The 17807-nt window shown below is 73.7% G+C and carries 16 protein-coding genes and 2 pseudogenes; 9 read left to right on the top strand and 9 right to left on the bottom strand.

Annotated elements, in window-relative coordinates:
* Window positions 1-59: 59 nt before the first annotated feature.
* From J2S43_RS09055 to J2S43_RS09045, 3 genes and pseudogenes are all read right to left on the bottom strand, one after another.
* A pseudogene (locus tag J2S43_RS09055) lies at window positions 60-1427 on the bottom strand (flavin-containing monooxygenase); the annotation flags it as partial.
* Window positions 1424-1714, bottom strand: a complete 291-nt coding sequence (locus tag J2S43_RS09050) for a DUF4873 domain-containing protein (protein ID WP_306828340.1) — start codon at window positions 1712-1714, stop codon at window positions 1424-1426. The pseudogene J2S43_RS09055 and the gene J2S43_RS09050, both read right to left, overlap by 4 nt.
* A gap of 1 nt (window position 1715) precedes the next feature.
* Window positions 1716-2411 (bottom strand): TetR/AcrR family transcriptional regulator, encoded by a 696-nt coding sequence (locus J2S43_RS09045; RefSeq protein ID WP_306828338.1) that lies wholly within the window; start codon window positions 2409-2411, stop codon window positions 1716-1718.
* Window positions 2412-2459: 48 nt separating this feature from the next.
* Here J2S43_RS09045 and J2S43_RS09040 point away from each other — a divergent pair, with 48 nt between their 5' ends.
* On the top strand, window positions 2460-3347 hold the full coding sequence (locus J2S43_RS09040; protein WP_306828336.1) for an AurF N-oxygenase family protein: 888 nt from the start codon (window positions 2460-2462) through the stop codon (window positions 3345-3347).
* A gap of 22 nt (window positions 3348-3369) precedes the next feature.
* Here J2S43_RS09040 and J2S43_RS09035 read toward each other — a convergent pair whose 3' ends face one another.
* Window positions 3370-4110 carry a hypothetical protein gene (locus J2S43_RS09035; protein ID WP_306828335.1) on the bottom strand — a complete coding sequence of 247 codons (741 nt, stop codon included), beginning with the start codon at window positions 4108-4110 and terminating at the stop codon, window positions 3370-3372.
* 189 nt (window positions 4111-4299) lie between these two features.
* Here J2S43_RS09035 and J2S43_RS09030 point away from each other — a divergent pair, with 189 nt between their 5' ends.
* Entirely contained in the window at window positions 4300-4911 is a 612-nt protein-coding gene (locus tag J2S43_RS09030) for a TetR/AcrR family transcriptional regulator (protein ID WP_306828333.1), read from the top strand.
* A 105-nt stretch (window positions 4912-5016) separates the two neighbouring features.
* Here the strand turns inward: J2S43_RS09030 and J2S43_RS09025 are convergent, their stop codons facing one another.
* Window positions 5017-5832, bottom strand: coding sequence for a GNAT family N-acetyltransferase (locus J2S43_RS09025; protein WP_306828332.1), 816 nt, complete (start codon window positions 5830-5832; stop codon window positions 5017-5019).
* A gap of 243 nt (window positions 5833-6075) precedes the next feature.
* Here J2S43_RS09025 and J2S43_RS09020 point away from each other — a divergent pair, with 243 nt between their 5' ends.
* Window positions 6076-6489 (top strand): Fur family transcriptional regulator, encoded by a 414-nt coding sequence (locus tag J2S43_RS09020; protein WP_306828331.1) that lies wholly within the window; start codon window positions 6076-6078, stop codon window positions 6487-6489.
* A 291-nt stretch (window positions 6490-6780) separates the two neighbouring features.
* Here J2S43_RS09020 and J2S43_RS09015 read toward each other — a convergent pair whose 3' ends face one another.
* Entirely contained in the window at window positions 6781-7089 is a 309-nt protein-coding gene (locus J2S43_RS09015) for a hypothetical protein (protein WP_306828330.1), read from the bottom strand.
* Window positions 7090-7113: 24 nt separating this feature from the next.
* Window positions 7114-7761, bottom strand: coding sequence for a TetR/AcrR family transcriptional regulator (locus J2S43_RS09010; protein WP_306828329.1), 648 nt, complete (start codon window positions 7759-7761; stop codon window positions 7114-7116).
* Between the two features lie 156 nt (window positions 7762-7917).
* On the opposite strand from J2S43_RS09010, the gene J2S43_RS09005 reads away from it, so the two are divergent.
* The 6 genes and pseudogenes from J2S43_RS09005 to J2S43_RS08980 all read left to right on the top strand — a co-directional run bounded on the left by J2S43_RS09005 (window position 7918) and on the right by J2S43_RS08980 (window position 14576).
* Complete coding sequence (locus tag J2S43_RS09005; protein WP_306828327.1) at window positions 7918-9141, top strand: oxygenase MpaB family protein; 1224 nt, start codon at window positions 7918-7920, stop codon at window positions 9139-9141.
* Between the two features lie 3 nt (window positions 9142-9144).
* Window positions 9145-10344, top strand: a complete 1200-nt coding sequence (locus J2S43_RS09000; RefSeq protein WP_306828326.1) for an oxygenase MpaB family protein — start codon at window positions 9145-9147, stop codon at window positions 10342-10344.
* A 3-nt stretch (window positions 10345-10347) separates the two neighbouring features.
* On the top strand, window positions 10348-12597 hold the full coding sequence (locus J2S43_RS08995) for a molybdopterin cofactor-binding domain-containing protein (protein ID WP_306828325.1): 2250 nt from the start codon (window positions 10348-10350) through the stop codon (window positions 12595-12597).
* A complete protein-coding gene (locus J2S43_RS08990; protein ID WP_306828324.1) occupies window positions 12594-13073 on the top strand; it encodes a (2Fe-2S)-binding protein in 480 nt (159 codons plus the stop codon). The genes J2S43_RS08995 and J2S43_RS08990 overlap by 4 nt, the downstream gene beginning before the upstream one ends.
* Window positions 13074-13340: 267 nt before the next feature.
* Window positions 13341-13493: pseudogene (locus J2S43_RS08985) on the top strand (response regulator transcription factor); the annotation flags it as partial.
* A gap of 84 nt (window positions 13494-13577) precedes the next feature.
* A complete protein-coding gene (locus tag J2S43_RS08980; protein ID WP_306828323.1) occupies window positions 13578-14576 on the top strand; it encodes an SEC-C domain-containing protein in 999 nt (332 codons plus the stop codon).
* A gap of 116 nt (window positions 14577-14692) precedes the next feature.
* Here the strand turns inward: J2S43_RS08980 and J2S43_RS08975 are convergent, their stop codons facing one another.
* Together J2S43_RS08975 and J2S43_RS08970 are read right to left on the bottom strand one after the other, a co-directional pair.
* A complete protein-coding gene (locus J2S43_RS08975; protein ID WP_306828322.1) occupies window positions 14693-15160 on the bottom strand; it encodes an RICIN domain-containing protein in 468 nt (155 codons plus the stop codon).
* A gap of 244 nt (window positions 15161-15404) precedes the next feature.
* A complete protein-coding gene (locus tag J2S43_RS08970; protein ID WP_306828321.1) occupies window positions 15405-17777 on the bottom strand; it encodes an ATP-binding protein in 2373 nt (790 codons plus the stop codon).
* Window positions 17778-17807 lie beyond the last annotated feature (30 nt).

The following is a 17807-nucleotide window of genomic DNA, read 5'->3' as shown; positions in this document are numbered from 1 at the left end:
GGTCGTCTCCCTTCGAAACGCATCTCCTCGGTGACGTCCGCGCGGGGCAGCGTGAACGCGTCGTGCAGGTAGTCCTGCCGGACCAGCCACGGGTCGCGGTCGCCCTGGCGGGGGAAGAGGTCGAGGGCGCGCCGCACGTACCCGGAGGAGAGGTCGAGCAGCGGGCGGCCCCGGGTGCCGGGCTCGGCGGGCGTGGCGGTGGTGAGGCCGTGCCGGTCCAGGTGGCGCAGCAGGCGGCACACGTACCGGTGGCACAGGTCGGCGCGCAGCGTCCAGGACGCGTTGACGTATCCGATGCAGTACGCCAGGTTCGGCACGCCGCTCAGCATCAGCCCGCGGTACGCGGCCCGCTCACCGATCGTCACCGGCTCGCCGTCCACGCGCAGCCGCAGGCCGCCGAGCGGCAGCAGGCGCAGCCCGGTCGCGGACACCACGACGTCGGCCTCGATCACCCGGCCGGAGCGCAGCCGCACGCCCTCGGGCACCAGCCGGTCGACATGGCCGGTGACCACGGACGCCCGGCCGGCCCGGATCTCCCGGTACAGGTCGCCGCCCGGGAGCACGCACACCCGCTGGTCCCAGGGGTCGTACGCGGGGGTGAAGTGCGCGTCGACGTACGCGGAGTCGCGCAGGTAGGCCACGGCCATCCCGCGCAGCGCCGCCCGCACCAGGCGGGGGTGCCGCCGGGAGAGCCGGTAGAAGCCCCGGGTCAGCCCGGCCCAGGTGGCGCGGGCGAGCGCGTCGGCGGTCCGCGCGGGCAGTACCCGGCGGGCCGGGCGGCCGACCATGTCCCGGCGGGGCAGCGCGATCAGGTACGCCGGGGAGCGCTGCAGCATGGTGACGTGCGCGGCGTCCCGGGACAGCGCCGGCACCAGCGTCACCGCGGTCGCGCCGCTGCCGATCACCACCACCCGCCTGCCCCGGTGGTCCAGGTCGGCCGGCCAGAACTGCGGGTGGACGAGCCGCCCGGCGAAGTCGCCGCCGAACTCGGGCTGATGCCCGGCGTCGTAGTCGAAGTAACCCGCGCAGGCGTAGAGGAATCCGCAGGTCAGTTCGGTACCGTCGGCCAGTCGCACGGTCCACCGCGCGCCCCGCGACGACCAGTCCGCCGCGACGGCCCGCGCACCGAAGCGGATGTGCGGCGTGATGCCGCCGGTGTCCGCCATGTCCCGGATGTAGGCGCGGATCCGGTCGCCGGACGCCAGCGCCTCCGGCCCGCGCCACGGCCGGAACGGATAGCTGAGCGTGATCATGTCGGAGTCGGACCGCACGCCCGGGTAGCGGAACAGGTCCCAGGTGCCGCCGATCGCGTCCCGCGCCTCGAGGATGGCGTACGTGCTGGCCGGCATCGCCTCCTGCAACCGCCAGGCCGCGCCGATCCCGGAGAGCCCGGCGCCGATGATCAGCACGTCGTAGTGGCCGGTCATGACGCCACCCACCAGGGCGGGGTGCCGGTGCCGGTGAGCCGCACGCCGCCCCACGGATCCGGCTCGCTCAGCCGGACCGGCACCGGTGCCGACCCGCCGATGCCGAGCCGGCCCTCGCTGAGCCCACCGCCGACCCGCGCGCGCAGCTCCGCGTGCGGCGCCGTGCGGCCGGCCCAGCGCACCCGGCCCTCGACCGGCTCGAACCGGGCCGACATCCGGACCTCCACCGGGTACGGCGTGCCGTCCGCGTGCACCACGGCCGGCCCTCGGTACTCCTCGTCGGTCATGTCATGTCTCTCCTCCCTGAACTGCGCCGGCCTCCCGGAACACGGCGAGGCCGCCGGGGACGTCGGCGGCGTGCCGGATGCCGGCCACACCGCCCCAGAGGAACGTGGTCAGGTAGTCGGCCAGCGCCTCGCGGCTGATCGGCTGCTGCCGGCGCAGCCACCAGTCGCCGACCGCCTGCACGTAGCCGACGACGCCGTACGACCAGGGCAGCGCGGCGCCGGAGTCGAGCCCGAGCGCGCGGAGCCGGTCGCCGAAGATCCGGGCCAGGCCGCTGGCGACCGTGTCCACCACGTCGGTGACCACGTCCCGGCGGCGGGTGATCTCCGGCTGGTGCACGACGAACCGGTAGAGGTGGGTGTCGGCCGCGATGTGCGCCAGGTACGCGTCGATCGCCGCGCTGATCGCGGCCCGTTCCTCGCGGACCGCGGCGACCGCCGGGACGATCGCGTCCAGCACCAGCTCGGCCGCGCGCTGCCCGACCGCGAGCCACAGCTCGGACTTGTCCGCGAAGTAGCGGTAGAGCACCGGCTTGCTCACCCCGGCGTGCGCGGCGATCGCGTCCATCCCGACCTCCGGGCCGAGCGCCCGGATCGCCGCGATCGCGGCCTCGGTCAGCTCGGATCGGCGCTGCTCACGGTGGCCGGCCCAGCGCCCTCGCCGGCCGTCGGTATTGACCGGTGTCTCATCGACGTGCATGGTACTAGAAGTAACTGTTACTTCCGGTAACGTCAAGAGGGGCACGTCATGACGCCCGATCGCGAACGCACCGCCGCGCGACTGCTGCGCTCCTCGGCCGCGCACTCGTACGACCCGGAGATCGAGATCGACTGGTCCGCGCCGCTGGTGCCGGGCGCCTGGTTCGTGCCGCCGCACCGGTCCAGCCTCTACGGCACGCCGCTCTGGGACCGGCTCGGCGAGGAGCAGCGGATCGAGCTGACCCGGCACGAGGCGGCCAGCATCGCCGGGCTCGGCATCTGGTTCGAGACCATCCTCATGCAGCTGCTGGTCCGCGCCTACTACCACCAGGACCCGACCGCCGGGCACGCGCAGTACGCGCTGACCGAGATCGCGGACGAGTGCCGGCACTCGGTGATGTTCGGCCGGATGATCGAGAAGCTGGGCACGCCGGTCTACCGCCCGGACGGCCTGAACGCGGCACTGGGCCGCTGGATCGGCGCGACCGGCACCGGCCCGCGGATGTTCGCCGCCATCCTGATCTGCGAGGAGATCCTGGACGCGCTCCAGCGCGAGGCGATGGCGGACGAGCGGGTGCAGCCGCTGGTCCGGATGGTGTCCCGGATCCACGTGGTCGAGGAGGCCCGGCACGTCCGCTACGCCCGGGAGGAACTGGCCCGGCAGGTCCGCGCGGCCGATCGCCGCCGGCTCACGTTCGACCGGCTGGTGATCGGCCGCACCGCCCACCTGTGCGGCACCCGCCTGGTCCACCCCGACGTCTACCGCGCCGTCGGCCTCGACCCGGCCACCGGCCGCCGCGCGGCGTGGGCGAACCCGCGGTTCCGCGAGACGGTCCGGTGGGCGGGCGAACGGGTCGTGACGTACCTCGGCGATCTGGACCTGATCCGCGGCCCCGGCCTGCCCTTCTGGCGGCGATCCGGGCTCCTGCCCGCCTGATCCGCGAGCTTCCCCCGAGGTGTCAGGTGCGGTCGGTTACCAGCAGCGTCTGGCCGGTGACGAAGCGACTCCACAGGCCCAGCGTGAGCGGCCGGCGCGAGTCGGTGGTGACGAAGCTGTGGCCGTTCGCTGTCGCGCCGAACGTTACCGTGAAGCGGGTGGTCGCGCCGCGCTCGGCCGGGGGCAGCGCCGACGGGAGCAGTTCGTCGGAACCCCACCGGAAGCGGCCACGGTACGGTCCCCGGACGCGCTCGAACCGGTTCTCCAGCACCGTCCCGGTGGCCGGAATGGTGATCAGCACGCCCCGCGCACCGTCGGTGAATCGGGTGTTGTGGACGACGACGTCGGCGCTCAGGCCCGGGTAGAGGACGGCGCTGCCCGTACCCACGATGGAGCCCGGGTCGCAGCCGGCCGGAAGGCTGCCCCGGTCGCAGACCGGGAAGTGCTCCGGATGCAGCGAGAGCGCCCGGTCGAAGAGGAAGACGAACTGGGTCGCGGCCGCGGGCTTCTCCCCGCTCGCGGTGCGGCTGGCACGGTCGAACGTGACCGCGACGCCCCGCCGGCCGCCGCCGTCCGGGCGCACGGACGCGGTCAGCGAGTCCAGGTTGACCGGGCCGCTGACCGGCGGCTCGGCGGGTGGCGTCGGGCCGCCGGGGGTCGGGTGCGGCGGATCCAGCGGCACGCCGGCGGTGGCGGGCACGGCCCCGCCGGCCACCAGTGCGCCGACGGCGACGAACGCCACGACGACGGATCGAACCTGCATGGTGACTCCTTTTCCGGATTCTCACGCTCTCCCGGCCGGGACGGCGGGAGCGCACATCGACAGAGATTCACCGGTCCGGACGCGCGTTCCCGACGGCGGGCAGGGTGACCGCCCCTGATAACCTGCGCGAACACGAGTGTTTACTCGTAAAAAAATACGAGCGATCACTCGTAAAGTCAAGGAGCGGCCATGACCGAGGCACGTCCGGTGCGCCGCCAGGCCCGCGGCGAGCGCCGCATCGCGGAGATCCTGGACGCCGCACTCGCGCTGTTCGCCGAGGCCGGCTACGAGGGGACGTCGACGAACGCGATCGCGGCCCGCGCCGGCATCTCCCCGGGCTCGCTCTATCAGTACTTCCCCAACAAGGACGCGATCGCCGACGCGCTCTCCCAGCGCCTGCTCGACGAGCTGCGCGCCGCACACGCCGCCGCGTTCGACCTGACCGACGTCGCCGGCGCGCCGATCGCCGGCCTCGTCTCACGCGTGGTCGACCCGCTGGTCGCGTTCAACGTCGCCCACCCCGGCGCCAGGGCCCTCCTCGGCGACGCCGCCACCCCGGCCGCGGTCACCGGCCGCAGCCGGCCGCTGCATGCCGCCGTCACCGACCGGGTCACCGCGATCGTCCAGGCGCGCGCCCCACACCTGCCCACCCCGGACGCGGAACGCACCGCCTTCGTCACGGTGCAGATCGTCGCCGCCCTGATGGGCCCGATCGTCGCCGCCTCCGGGCCCGACCGCGCCGCCCTGGTCACCGAGCTCAAGAACGCACTGACCGGCTACCTGACACCCCTGACCGAATAGTATCGCCAGTGTTACCAACCGCCCGCTGAACCTCCACAGAGGATCGCGTGCGCACCGGCGGCGTCCACTCGCGGCTGCCGCGCCGCGCAGACCGCCAAAGGCGAGCTAACCGCGTTTCTCCCAGCGCACGGTCCGGTAGTCGTAGATCCGGGCGAACCCGAGGCGCTCCAGGTTGCCCAGCGAGGTGTGCCGCTCCCCCGGCTCCGGCGCGCTCGTCTCCGAGACCACCCAGTCGCAGCCGGCATTCCGGGCCGCCGCGATCCGGGCCGTGATCAGCGCGGACTGCGCGCCACGGCCGCGGTGCGAGGCGCGCGTCATGCCGCTCTTGAGCACGCCCGCCCTGCCGTGCGTGAACAGTTGCGCGGCCGCGACCATCTCGTCGCCGTCCCAGGCCGCGAAGCGGGAGCCGCGCGGGTCCCGGCCCGGCCCGGGCATCAGGTCGGCGAGGTACGGCACCGGCTCCAGCCCGGACATGACGAGGTCGATCCAGGCCCGCTCCTCCGCCGCGGGGACCCGCCCGACGCGCAGATCGGTGCGGGCCGGCGGCTGGTCCGCGGTCGACCGGGTCACCTTGACCGAGTCCGGCAGCGGTGTCAGTCCGCGCGCGGCGCACACCTGCGCCCAGTCGCCGGGCAGCAGCGGCACCGGGATCTTCAGCGCGGCGCCCGGCACGCCCGCCTCGCGGTAGACGTCGAGGATCCGGTCCAGCAGACCGGCGGTCACCGGGGTCCCGAACCCCACTGCACGGTTGAACATCGGGATGCCCGCGCGCACGGTCAGCACGGTGACGCCGTCGACCGCGACCACCCGCAGGCCGAGCGCCTCCCGCAGGACGGCCGGTGCGTTCTCCGCGATCGCGCCGAGGAACGCACCCTCGATCGCCTCGCCGACCGCGATCGGGGCGGCGTCCGTGAGCGTCATGATCCGAGCCTCCCCGGTCCGACTGCTCAGCCGCCAGCTCAGCCGCTGATCACAGTGCCGGAGTGCAACAGGGCGCGCACTCGCCGAGCACGGTCGCCGGATCAGCCGCCGGCCGCCGGGCGGCAGCTGGGTTCCGGACGTCCAGGCGCGCACCTCGGGCGCGCCGGCGTGTCGCGCGGAGTTATCTGCAATGAATCTCATCTTCTATAGTCGGGGCCTGCTCCAGGATCGGGAGGCACGGACATGACCGACGGCGATCGGCCGCGGCGGCGCACGCGGCACCGCGCCCAGATAGACGCGCTGCTGCGCGGCACGACCGAGTTCCTCAGCGCGCAACGGATCCACGCCGAGCTGCGGGACCGGGGCGTCCGCATCGGACTGACGACGGTCTACCGCGCGATGCAGGCGATGGCCGAGGAGGGCGCGGTCGACGCGACCCGCACGCCGGGCGGCGAGCTGGTCTACCGGCACTGCAGCCCGCGCCACCATCACCACCTGATGTGCCGTTCCTGCGCGCGCGTCGTCGAGGTGGAGGGCCCGGCGATCGAACGCTGGACCACCGCGGTCGCCGAACACCACGGCTTCCGCGACCTCAACCACAACGTCGAGATCTTCGGCACCTGCCCGTCGTGTGCCGCCTCGCCGCCGGCGAACTGACCGGCCACGGTGGCGCCCAGTGCGAGAAGCAGGAGCATAGAAGCCTTCTTCCCGCTTCCGGCGTGGCCAGGTTCCCAGTGCTCCCGCGGGCACCGGTCGTCGCCGGCGCTCCTCCCTGCCGGATTCGCCGTGGCCGGGCCACGACCACGCGGCTCACGCCGTGGGCACGGCGGGCGCCGCGGCCCCACGTCTCCAGCCGGGGTGCCGCGCGACGCGGCCCAGCAGCTCATCCCACGCGCGATGCCGGAGAACCGCGTCAGCGACCCGTCTCGCGTGCCGCCGGAGAGCGCGTCAGCGCGCCGGGCCTCGGCGCCGGAATCGCCGGCTCGCCGAGCGGGTGAGCAGTGCCGCAAGGAGGAGGGCGGCCGGGATCGCGGGCCAGAGCGCCCAGATGCCGGTCGGCGCGGCCAGCAGGAGCGCGACCACGACGGCCACGGTGACGACGGCCACGGTGACGATGGCGAGCGCGATCACGGCCAGGAGGGCCGCGGCCATCAGCATGGTGTCCGCCGGTTCCGCGCGCCGGGCACCCGGCGGATATGCGTGCAGCAGCAGTCGCAGCGTCCAGTGCGGTGCGCCGTTCGACCCGGCAGACCTCACGTCGGCAATATACAGATGAGTTGACTATGGGCCGAGCATCGGGACGATGAAGCGGCGGGCCAGCGCGCGGAGCCCGTCCTCGTCGTCGAGATCGACGACGGAACTCGGCACGACCAGGAAGGAGCAGGACAGCCGGGTCATCAGCTCGGCGGCGAGCTCGACGTCGACCTCGGCGGCGATGTGGCCGGCGCGCTGTTCCTGGCGCAGCTGACCGGCGACGAAGCGCTGCACGGTGGCGAGCGTGCGGCCGCCGTCGTTGACCATGGCGGGGATCAGCACGTCCGGCTCGGCCTCGATCAGGCCGCCGATCAGCGGGTTGCGCCGGATCGCGTGCATCGACCCGGCGAAACCCTCCACCACCCGGTCGGCGACCGTGCGGGCGGCGCGGATGTCGACCAGGAACCGGTCGAAGTAGCGGCGGAACTCGCGCTGCACCACGGCCTCGACCAGCGCGTCCTTGGTGGCGAACCGGCGGTAGGCGGTGACCCGGGAGACGCCGGCCCGGCGGGCCACGTCCTCCATCGTGGAGCGGCGGATGCCCCACCGGCGGAACTGCTCGTGCGCCGCGTCCAGCAGGCGCGCGGTGACCTCGTCGTCGGCCCGCTCACCGTCCGGGACGGCCGGCTCCAGCGCGCGGGCGAGCGCACGACCGAGCAGCGAGTCGACGGTCATGGCGATCCTTCCGGGAGATGCCGTCTCACCGTACCAATTCATGGCATTGATCGACTTCGCATCGACTCTTGTGAGTTCAGACACGTCGTGTTCTCATCAGTGATACACGGAGGCAATGGATGTATCACCGTACCAACGCGTCGAGGAGGAACGGTCGTGGAACCACTGACCAGGCGCAACATGTTGAGGGCAGGCGGGGCGCTGGGCGCTCTCGGCGCGCTGAGCGTCGCCGCACCGGCGCAGGCGGCGTGGACGTGGTCCGCGAAGGGCTCGGTGGCCGGTGCCGGTGCGGGCGCCGACCCGCGCTGGGTCTGGGACGACGAGGCCGACCCGCTGGTCGCCTCGCTCATCGAGCGCGGTGACGTGCCGCGGGTCAACGCGCTGCTGCGCACCTGGACGAAGAACGGGCAACCGCTGCCGGCCGGGCTCCCCGCCGACCTGCACGCGTTCATGGAGAGCGCGCGGCAGCTGCCGCCCTGGGCCGACCCGGCGAAGCTGGACCTCGCGTTCGACTTCAACGAGAAGCGCGGGCTCTACCTCGGCGTCCTCTACGGGCTGGCCAGCGGCATGATGAGCACGGTCATCCCGAAGGAGGCGCGCGCGGTCTACTACTCCCAGGGCGGCGCGGACATGAAGGACCGCATCTCCAAGACCGCCAAGCTGGGGTACGACATCGGCGCGCGCAACGCGTTCCGGCCGGACGGCGAGATGGTCGTGACCGCGGTCAAGACCCGGCTGGTGCACGCGGCCGTGCGCCACCTGCTGCCGCAGTCACCGCACTGGGCCGGGGTCGCGGACGAGGACATCCCGATCAGCCAGCGGGACATGATGGTCACCTGGCACAGCCTGCCCACCACCGTGATGCGGAAGCTGCGCGACTGGGAGGTGCCGATCCCGGCCGCGGAGTCCACCGCGTTCCTGCACTCCTGGCAGGTCGGCGCGCACCTGCTCGGCATCCGCGACGAGTACATCCCGGCGACCTGGGCGGAGGCGGACGCGCAGGCGGACCAGGTGCTCACACCGATCCTGGCCCGCACGCCGGAGGGGGTGAAGCTGGCCGACATCCTGCTCAAGCTCGGCACGCCGATCGACGCCGGGATCCTCAGCAAGCCGATCCTGGGCGCGTTCACCCGGTTCATGCTCGGCGACGAGATCGCGCAGTGGCTGGAGATCCCGCGCGAACCGGTCTGGGACCCGCTGCTGCGTACCGCGTGGGGGCCGTTCGTCGCGGTCCGGGAGGGACTGCTGCCGTTCCCGCTCGCCCCCAAGGCGTACTGGCTGTTCGACGAGTTCCTGCGCAAGGCCGCGCTGCTGTTCCTGTCCGAGGCCCGGCCGATCCGGATCGAGATCCCGCTGACCAACCGTCCTGAGGAGCGTTGAGGCATGGCGGAGCTGAGCAGGCGCGGGGTGCTGGCGCTGGGCGCGTTCGGGGCGTTCGGCATGCCCTCCGTGGAGCGGGCGGTGCCGTGGACCTGGCCGTCCAGCGGATCGATCACCGGCACCGGCACCGGCGCCGACCCGCGCCAGATCTGGGACACCGACGCCGACCCGGTCGCGGCACGGCTGCTGGACAGCGGCGTCGTGCCCGTGGTCAACCGGCTGCTGTGGGACTGGAACCGCAACGACCAGCCACTGCCCGCCGGGCTCCCGGACTACCTGCACGACTTCATCGAGAGCGCGCGGACGCTGCCGGCCTGGGCCGACCGGGCGAAGCTCGAGGCCGCGGCGCGGTTCAACAAGTCGCGCGGGCTCTATCTCAATCTGCTCAACGGCGTCGGCGGCGGCATGCTGAGCACCGCGATCCCCAAGGAGGCCTGGTCGGTCTACTACTCCAAGGGTGGCGCGGACATGGAGGACCGGGTCGCCAAGACCAGCCTGCTCGGGTTCTCGGTCGGCTCACTCAACGCGTACCGGCCGGACGGCGACTGTGTCGTGCAGGCGGTCAAGACGCGGCTGGTGCACGCGGCCGTGCGGCACCTGCTCCAGCAGTCCCCGCACTGGAAGTGGGGCGTGCCGATCAGCCAGGAGGACATCCTGGTCACCTGGCACACGCTGCCGACCTACGCGATGCGCAAGATGCGGGAGTGGGCGGTGCCGATCAGCGCGGCCGACTCCCAGGCGTACCTGCACGTCTGGCAGGTCACCGCGCACCTGCTGGGCGTGCGCGACGAGTACATCCCGGCGACCTGGGCCGCGGCGAACGCGCAGTCCGACCAGGTGCTCCCGCCGAACATGGGGCCCACCCGGGAGGGCGTCGAGCTGACCGACATCCTGCTCGGGCAGCTCGCCGAGCAGACCAGCCCGGGCAGCGTCAGCCGTCCGCTGGTCAACGCGCTCGCCCGATATCTGGCCGGGCCGCAGGTCGCCGACTGGGACGAGATCCCGCGCGAGCCCGTGTGGGAGCCGCTGATCGCACGGCTGTGGCCGATCCTGGTCCGGTTCCGGGAGGGCCTGGTGCCGCTGCCGCTGGTGCCGGAGACCGCGTGGGTCATCGACGAGGCGGTCCGGCAGTACATCCTGTTCTTCCTCACCAAGGGTCAGGAGACGAAGATCGAGATCCCGACGACGAACCGGCCCGGGTGAGCCGTGACCGGACCGCTCCCCCGCCGCAGGCTCTTCGGATACGTCCTGGCGGCGCCGATCCTGGTGACCGCGGCCGGTTTCACGCCCGAACCGGCCGCCGCGGACCCGACCGAACTGCTGGACCTCAACGACATCATGACCGCGGCCTCGCTGCCCACGTCCGGGCTAATCACGGTGGACGTCAACACCGACGGCACGGTGTCGTTCGCGCTGCCCCGGGCCGAGGTCGGGCAGGGCATCACCACCTCCACCGCCATGCTGATCGCGGAGGAACTGGCCGTGCCGGTCGGCCGGGTGCGCGTCACACTCGCCGACGCGCGCCCGGAGCTGCTGTTCAACCAGTTGACCGGCGGGTCGAACACCACGATCTCCACGTTCACGCCGATCCGGGTCGCGGCCGCGGTCGCCCGTGAACGGTTGCTGGCGGCCGCCTCCTCGTGGTTCGGCGCGCCGGTCGACCACCTTCGCCTGCGGGACGGGGTGATCAGCGACCGCACCGGCCGGCGCGTCGGCATCGGCGCGCTCGCCGCCGGGGCCGCCAGCGACCGCACCATCGCGGTCCCGGTCGACCTGACCGCGCGGGAGAGCTTCACCGTCATCGGCAGGCCGCACGGCCGCGTCGACGCGCTCGACGCGGTCACCGGCCGCAAGACCTTCGCGATGGACCTCGACGTACCCGGTGCCGCACCCGCGATGGTGTGCCGGCCGCCGACCATCAACGGCCGGCCCGGGCCGGTGGCCAACCTGGCCGAGGTCCGCGCGATGCCCGGCGTCACCGACGTGGTCACCGTCTCCACCGGCGTGGCCGTGCGCGCGGCCACGTTCGGCCAGTGCATCGACGCGGTCCGCGCGCTGCGGGTCATCTGGGGGCCGGGCACCGCCGAGGGGAAGTCCGACGACACCGTGCTGCGGTCCCTGGCCGCCGCGGAGCTGCCGCTCGGTCCGCGGCCACCCACCCCGGTCGTCGAGGAACGGTTCACGTTCGCGTTCCGCGGCAACAGCGCGCTCGAACCGAACTGCGCGATCGCGGACGTGCGCGCGGACCGGGCCGAGATCTGGTCCGCGCTCAAGTCGCCGATCGTGGCGGCGAAGACGATCGCGGCGCGGCTCGGGCTGCCGGCCGGCCGGGTCACCGTGCACGTCACCGAGGGCGGCGGCTCGTTCGGCCGGAAGCTGTTCTTCGACGCCGCGCTGGAGGCCGCGGAGATCTCGCAGAAGATCCGCAAGCCGGTCAAGCTGATGTGGCACCGGGCGGACGACGTGCGGCAGGGGCGCACCCACCCGATGGCGACCTCGCTGGTGCGCATCGCGTACGCCGGTGGGCTGGTCCTCTCCTACGAGCAGCGGCACACCAGCGTCGCCACCGACCTCGGGCACGGGCTCGGCGAACTGCTCACCGCCACGCTCGCCCAGCTGCCGGTCGGCGACGCCGCGTTCGCGCAGGTGTTCTTCCAGTTCTCGCAGACCTCGCCGTACCGGTTCGGCAGCACCAGCCGGCTGCTCAACGAGGTCGACCGTGGCTTCAACACCGGCAGCATGCGCAACGTCTACTCGCCGGACGCCACCTGCGCGCGCGAGCTGATGATCGACCGGCTGGCCGCGCGGATGGGCAGCGATCCGTACCGGTTCCGGCTGGACTTCCTCCGCGACGCCCGGGCCAGGGCGGTGCTGCGCGCGGTCGCCGAGGCCGGCGGCTGGGGGCGCGCGCTGCCGGCCGGTGTGGCCCAGGGCATCGCGTTCCACTCGGAGTACAAGTCGGTCAGCGCGGTGCTGGTCGAGCTGGACTGCCGGCCCGCGACCGTCGGCCGGCCGATCCGGGACGGTGTCGGCGGCCCGCGGGTCACCCGCGCGGTCCTCGCGGTCGACGCGGGACTGGTCGTCAACCCGCGCGGGCTGGACGCCCAGATGATGGGCGGGATCATGGACGGCATCGCGCTCACCCTCACCTCCGGCCTGCACCTGCGGGACGGGCACTTCCTGGAGGCGAGCTGGGACGACTACTTCTACACCCGGCAGTGGAACGTCCCGCCGGACCTGCGGATCATCATCATGCCCAGCGACTCCGCACAGCCCGGCGGCGCCGGCGAGCTCGCGGTGGCCGCGTCCGCGGCGGCGGTCGCCTGCGCCTACGGCCGGGCCACCGGCACCGTCCCGACCCGCTTCCCGATCAACCACGGCACGCTGTCGTTCACGCCGAAGCCGACGGTGCCGCCGATCCCGGCGTCGCCTGCCGACGGCGCGCGGAGAGGATGATTCTCTTGGCAGAGCACACGTTCCGGGTCAACGGGCGGCAGGTGACGGTGGACGTCGAGGACGACGTGCGGCTGCTCTGGGTGCTGCGTGACCTGCTCCGCATCACCGGCCCGAAGTACGGCTGCGGTATCGACGTCTGCAAGGCGTGCACCAGCCACCTGAACGGGGAGGCGGTCAGCCCGTGCGCGATCCCGGTCGGGGCGCTGCGGCCGGACGACGAGGTGGTCACGATCGAGGGGCTGGCCGGGCCGGACGGTCCGCACCCGATGCAGCGGGCCTGGATCGACCACGACGTGGCGCAGTGCGGCTACTGCCAGCCGGGGCAGGTCATGGCGGCGGTCGCGCTGGCCAGGCGCGCGGCGGCCGAACAGCGGGAGATCACCGACGCGGACCTGGACGGGCTGCGAAACGTCTGCCGCTGCGGCACCTACAACCGGATCCGGGCGGCGATCATGGACGGTGCGCGGCACATGTGACATCCCCCGCGGGAGCTACGGCCGGGTGTCCACGGCCGGGGGACGATCCCGGTCGTGGGGCCGGATACCGTTTGCGCCGTGCTGGTTCTCGCGTGGTGGGGCCGCCGGAGCGGCTGGACGCGACGCTGACCGCGGTCAGCGGCACCGGGCGGCGCGCGATCACCGGCCTGCGCCACCTGCTCGGCCTGCTCGATCCGGGGCGGGGCGCGGGGCCGGCCGTGGGCGCGTTCGCCACGCCGGTCGCGCAGACCCGCGATGCCGGGCAGCGCGAACGGGCTCTCCAACGCGGAGATCGCGGCGACGCTGGTGATCAGTCCGGAGACGGTGAAGACGTTCGTCTGGCGCATCCTCACCAAGCTCGATCTGCGTGACCGGGTGCAGGCCGTCGTGTACGCCTACCGCAACGGACTGGTCACCTGAAGTTCTCCTCGTACGCCCACAGCTGAAGTGAGACCCAGATCAACGGCTCCGCGGCCTCGCGCGCAGTACGGTGGCGGTGTGCCGATGAAAGCTGACTTGACCAGCGACGACCTCCTCCAGATCCGGCAGTCCGCGCTGGGCGCCGCCGACCCGCTCGGCGTGGCCGCCGAGCTCGCGGACGCGGCCGACGCCGGGCGCCTCGCGGACGCCGGTGACGCGGGCCTCGCGCTGACGCTCGCCGCGGAGATCGCGGAGAGCCGGAACAAGCTCGACGCCGCCCTGCGGTATGCGGAGCGGGGACTCGACGCCTACGGGACGCGGGACGACAGCCAGGTCGCCTCCGCCCGCGCGCTGCGGGCGCGGATCCTGTTCCGGACCGGGCAGGCCGACGAGGCGGAGGCCGCGCTGGAGTCGTTGCGCCCGCTGCTGACCCGATACACCGACGCCCCGGCGTACGTGAGCGCGGCGCTGGCCGTGGGCGGCCGCCACAAGGTCGCGGAGCAGTGGCTGACCGAGGCGGTCCAGTCCGCGCTCGCCGAGCGTGGCGCGGCCGCGGAGCCGTCCAGCGCGGACGACGCCGGTCAGCTGTTCTTCCTGCTGCAGCAGCGGCACCGGATCCGGCACGTGCTGGGCCTGCCGCACGACGGGCACGACAACCTGGCCGACCGGCTGGAGACCAAGCTCGCCAACGCCGGCACCGCCCCCGCCGCGGACGCGGCCGAGGCCGAGCTGCTGTTCTGGCCGCAGGCCGAGTTCGACAGGCTGGTGGCGCAGTGGCCGGCGCTCGGCGAGGCGTACGGCGCGACGTGGGACGAGCACCGCGCCCGCCTGGAGAAGGAGCTGGTCCGGCTGACCGCGGCCGGCGGCGTGGGCCTGACCCTGGGCGTCGGCTCGGTCGACGCGCTGGTCCGCACGGCCGGCGCGGACGGTGACCCGGCCGACCCGAAGACCCGGGCCGGTTACGCCCGCTTGCAGGCCACCCGGTCGACCGCGATCCACTGGCCGGTGGAGCGCAACGGCGCCTGCTGGTGCGGGTCCGGCCTGAAGTACAAGAAGTGCTGCCTGCCGCGCTCGCGCCGCTGATACAGGACACACGGGGACGGCCGGGCGGATGCCCGGCCGTTTCCCGTTGTATTACCTCGACCCGGCGTGTGGCCGGCGGCACGGCATCGATCGCCGGTCCGGGCGCGCCGAGAGGCTCAGTACCAGGCCTGGTTGGCGTTGCCGTGGCAGGTCCAGGTGATCAGCCGGGCACCGCGGGCGTAGTCGCCGCCCTCGATGTCGAGGCAGAGGTTGTTGAGGCTGCTGCGGATCGTGTCGCCGTACCAGTACCAGCTCTGGTTCGCGTTGCCGTGACACGGCCAGGTGATGATGCCGGCGCCGCGGGCGTAGTCGCCGCCCGCGATGTCCAGGCAGAGGTGGTTGAGCCGGCTGCGGATCGTGTCGCCGTCCCAGTACCAGCGCTGGTTGGCGTTGCCGTGGCAGTCCCAGGTGATGACGCGGGCACCGGCGGCGTAGCTGCCGCCCTCGATGTCCACGCACAGGTTGTTGAGCTCGCTGCGGATCGTTCCGGGCGGTGCCGCACCGGCGGCGGCCGGCGCGGTCAGCAGGGCCGCGACCGTGGCCACGACCAGGACGAGCAGGCGAGCCTTACGAGAGCCATTCATGACCAGTCCCTGTTTCGGTGATGCTCGGTGATTGTCGGGGTGCCAGGCCTGGCAGAACCACCATAGGCGGCGCCCGGCCCGGCCGAGGCTGATCGGAGAAAGGCCTGCTGGAGCGCGCTTTGACCGGAGACGGCCACGGTGTGCCGATCTCCCCCGGTAGGAGGCGGCGCCCGCCCTCCTCCCCCGGACCGGCCGGGAGATCGCACCTCATCGCCGGTAACCGTCCGACGTGGACGGACCGGCCTCACCGGGCGCTGGAGGGCACACGAAGCCGGTTCGTGACGGTGGCGACCGCGGGGTGGCGCAGTTCCATCAGGATCTCTCGCGCGCGCTGCCAGGCGGCGCGGGCCGCGTGGTCGTCGCCGCCGTCGCGGTGGCAGTCGCCGAGGTGGATCAGCGTGTCCGCCTCGTGGTAGCGGTCACCGGCCTCGCGGTAGAGCACGACCGCCCGCCGGTACGCGGTGGCGGCCGCCGCGTACCGGCCGAGGCGGTGCTGGGCGAAGCCGAGACTGTCCAGTGTGGGCGCGGACTCCCGGCCGAGCGCGGTCTGCTCGTCGACCGCGCGGCGGCAGCAGGCGAGCGCGGAGCCGTACTCGCCGAGCAGCGCGTGGCACCAGCCGACCACGCCGAGCGCGGTCGCGTGCCCGGCGTGGTCCCCGGCCGCGCCGAACAGCTCCACGGCCCGGCGGCCGTGCTCCAGCGCGGCCCGGTGCTGCCCGGACAGCTCCAGCGTGAGCGAGAGGTTGAGGTGGCAGCGGGCCTCGTCCGCGTGCAGGCCGGCGCCGCGGCAGAGCGCGATCGCGGCGGTCAGGTGGGTGCGGGCGTCGTCGTACCGGCCGAGGCGGTTGTGCGCGCGGGCCAGCAGCCGGTGCGCGGAGATCCGGCCGGGGTCGTCGTCCGCGGCCACCAGCGCGATCCGCTGGATCTCGGCCAGCTCGTGCCAGTCGCCCCGCCAGTCCAGGAACGAGGTCAGCGCGCGGGCCAGCTGCCAGGTGTGGCGCGGGAAGTCGTGCTGCGCCGCGTGGCTGACCGCGCCGGCCAGCACCCGGTGCTCGCGCTCCAGCCAGCGCCGGGCCTCGTCGCGACCGGCCGGCGTCTCCGGCGTGGTGCCGGGCGCGGGTGCGGGCGGCGGCGGTGTCCCGTCGTCCGGGTGCAGCAGCGCGGCGGCCGCGTGTGCGCTGTGCAGGTAGTGGTCGAGGACCCGGCGCACGGCGGCCCGCCGCCGGTCCGGGCCGTCGGTGAGCCGGAGCTGCTCCAGCGCGTACGCCCGGAGCAGGTCGTGCAGCACGTACCGGCCGGGTTGATGTTCCTGGATCAGGTGCGCGCGGAGCAGTTCGGCCAGCGCGGGACGGACGGCGTCGACCGCGGTGCCGGTCAGGCTGGCCGCCGCGGCCTCGCTCAGGTCCGGGCCGGGGTGCGCGGCGAGCCAGCGGAACAGCCGGGCTGCGGGCGGGCGCAGCAGCCGGTACGAGCCGGCGAACGCGACGCGCGGGTCCGCGGCCGGATCGTCGCCGGTGAACCCTTCGAGCGTGCCCTGCGCGGCTCGCAGCTCGCGGGCGAGCTGGTCCAGCGTGGCGTCCGGCCGGGTGGTGCCGCGCGCCGCGACCACGGCCAGCGCGAGCGGGAGCCGGGCGCAGCGGTGGATCAGCTCGGCGACCGGGCTCGGCTCCGCGGCCACCCGGTCCGGGCCGAGTCGCGCGGCGAGCAGCGCGCGGGCCTCACCGGGCGGCAGCACGCCGAGCGCCAGCGGGTGCGCGCCCTCCACCACGGTCAGGCCGGTCAGCGGGTGGCGGCTGGTCACCACGGTCAGGCAGCCGGCGGCGCCCGGGAGCAGCGGCCGGACCTGTTCGGCGTCGCGCGCGTCGTCCAGCACGAGGAGCATGCGGCGGCCGGCCAGCAGGCTGCGGTAGAGGTTGATGCGCGCGGTCACGCCGGGCGGGATCGCGGGCGGTGCCGCGCCCAGCGCCTCCAGCAGGTCGCGGATGACCTCGGCGGGCCCGGCCGGTGGGTGGCCGGAGACGAAGCCGCGCAGGCCCACGAAGAGCTGTCCGTCCGGGAATCGGGCGGTCCGGGAGTGTCCCCAGTGGACTGCCAGGGAGGTCTTGCCGACGCCGGCGCCGCCGGTGATCGTGACGATGCCGCCGGGCGGGGTCGCGTCCAGCGCGGCGAGCTCGCGGGTGCGGCCGGCGAACGACGCGCAGACCGCGGGCAGCTGGCGGGGTGCCGGCGCGGGGTCGTGGTGGCCCTCCGGCGTGCGGTCGTGCCGGCTCTCGTGAGCGCGGTCCTGCCGGCTCTCGTGGGCGCGGTCGCGGCGGCTCTCGTGGGCGTGGTCGCGGGCGGTGGCGAGCGGGCCGCGCTCGGCCGGGGTGGCGCCGAGCAGCGTGACCAGGATGTCGAAGCGGTCGGTCGGCGGCAGGATGCGGCCGGCGAAGTAGCCGGAGATCGCGCCGATCGACCAGCCGGTCCGGGCGGACAGGTCGCGGTAGGTGGTCTCCGGGCCGCCGCGCCGGCGTGCCTGCCGCCGTCGCAGCTGCCGGAGCAGGGCCGCGAGTCGTTCGACGGGCGTGCCGGAGTGCGGGAGCTCGAGTCCCGGGATGGGTGCCGGTTCGGGCGTCACGAACGATCACTATATGCATTTTTCTCGATA

This window comes from Catenuloplanes nepalensis (assembly GCF_030811575.1).
In the GTDB taxonomy this organism is placed as follows: domain Bacteria; phylum Actinomycetota; class Actinomycetes; order Mycobacteriales; family Micromonosporaceae; genus Catenuloplanes; species Catenuloplanes nepalensis.
The sequence above is the reverse complement of the archived record's forward strand: the minus strand, read 5'-3'. Positions and strand labels throughout refer to the sequence as shown.

Bases quoted from the DNA above. Each gene is read 5' to 3' on its own strand.
- J2S43_RS09010 (WP_306828329.1), bottom strand. From the start codon at position 7,761: ATGACCGTCGACTCGCTGCTCGGTCGTGCGCTCGCCCGCGCGCTGGAG.
- J2S43_RS09020 (WP_306828331.1), top strand. From the start codon at position 6,076: ATGACCGACGGCGATCGGCCGCGGCGGCGCACGCGGCACCGCGCCCAG.
- J2S43_RS09050 (WP_306828340.1), bottom strand. From the start codon at position 1,714: ATGACCGACGAGGAGTACCGAGGGCCGGCCGTGGTGCACGCGGACGGC.
- J2S43_RS09030 (WP_306828333.1), top strand. From the start codon at position 4,300: ATGACCGAGGCACGTCCGGTGCGCCGCCAGGCCCGCGGCGAGCGCCGC.
- J2S43_RS08975 (WP_306828322.1), bottom strand. From the start codon at position 15,160: ATGAATGGCTCTCGTAAGGCTCGCCTGCTCGTCCTGGTCGTGGCCACG.
- J2S43_RS09025 (WP_306828332.1), bottom strand. From the start codon at position 5,832: ATGACGCTCACGGACGCCGCCCCGATCGCGGTCGGCGAGGCGATCGAG.
- J2S43_RS09035 (WP_306828335.1), bottom strand. From the start codon at position 4,110: ATGCAGGTTCGATCCGTCGTCGTGGCGTTCGTCGCCGTCGGCGCACTG.
- J2S43_RS09045 (WP_306828338.1), bottom strand. From the start codon at position 2,411: ATGCACGTCGATGAGACACCGGTCAATACCGACGGCCGGCGAGGGCGC.
- J2S43_RS08980 (WP_306828323.1), top strand. From the start codon at position 13,578: ATGAAAGCTGACTTGACCAGCGACGACCTCCTCCAGATCCGGCAGTCC.
- J2S43_RS08990 (WP_306828324.1), top strand. From the start codon at position 12,594: ATGATTCTCTTGGCAGAGCACACGTTCCGGGTCAACGGGCGGCAGGTG.
- J2S43_RS09000 (WP_306828326.1), top strand. From the start codon at position 9,145: ATGGCGGAGCTGAGCAGGCGCGGGGTGCTGGCGCTGGGCGCGTTCGGG.
- J2S43_RS09040 (WP_306828336.1), top strand. From the start codon at position 2,460: ATGACGCCCGATCGCGAACGCACCGCCGCGCGACTGCTGCGCTCCTCG.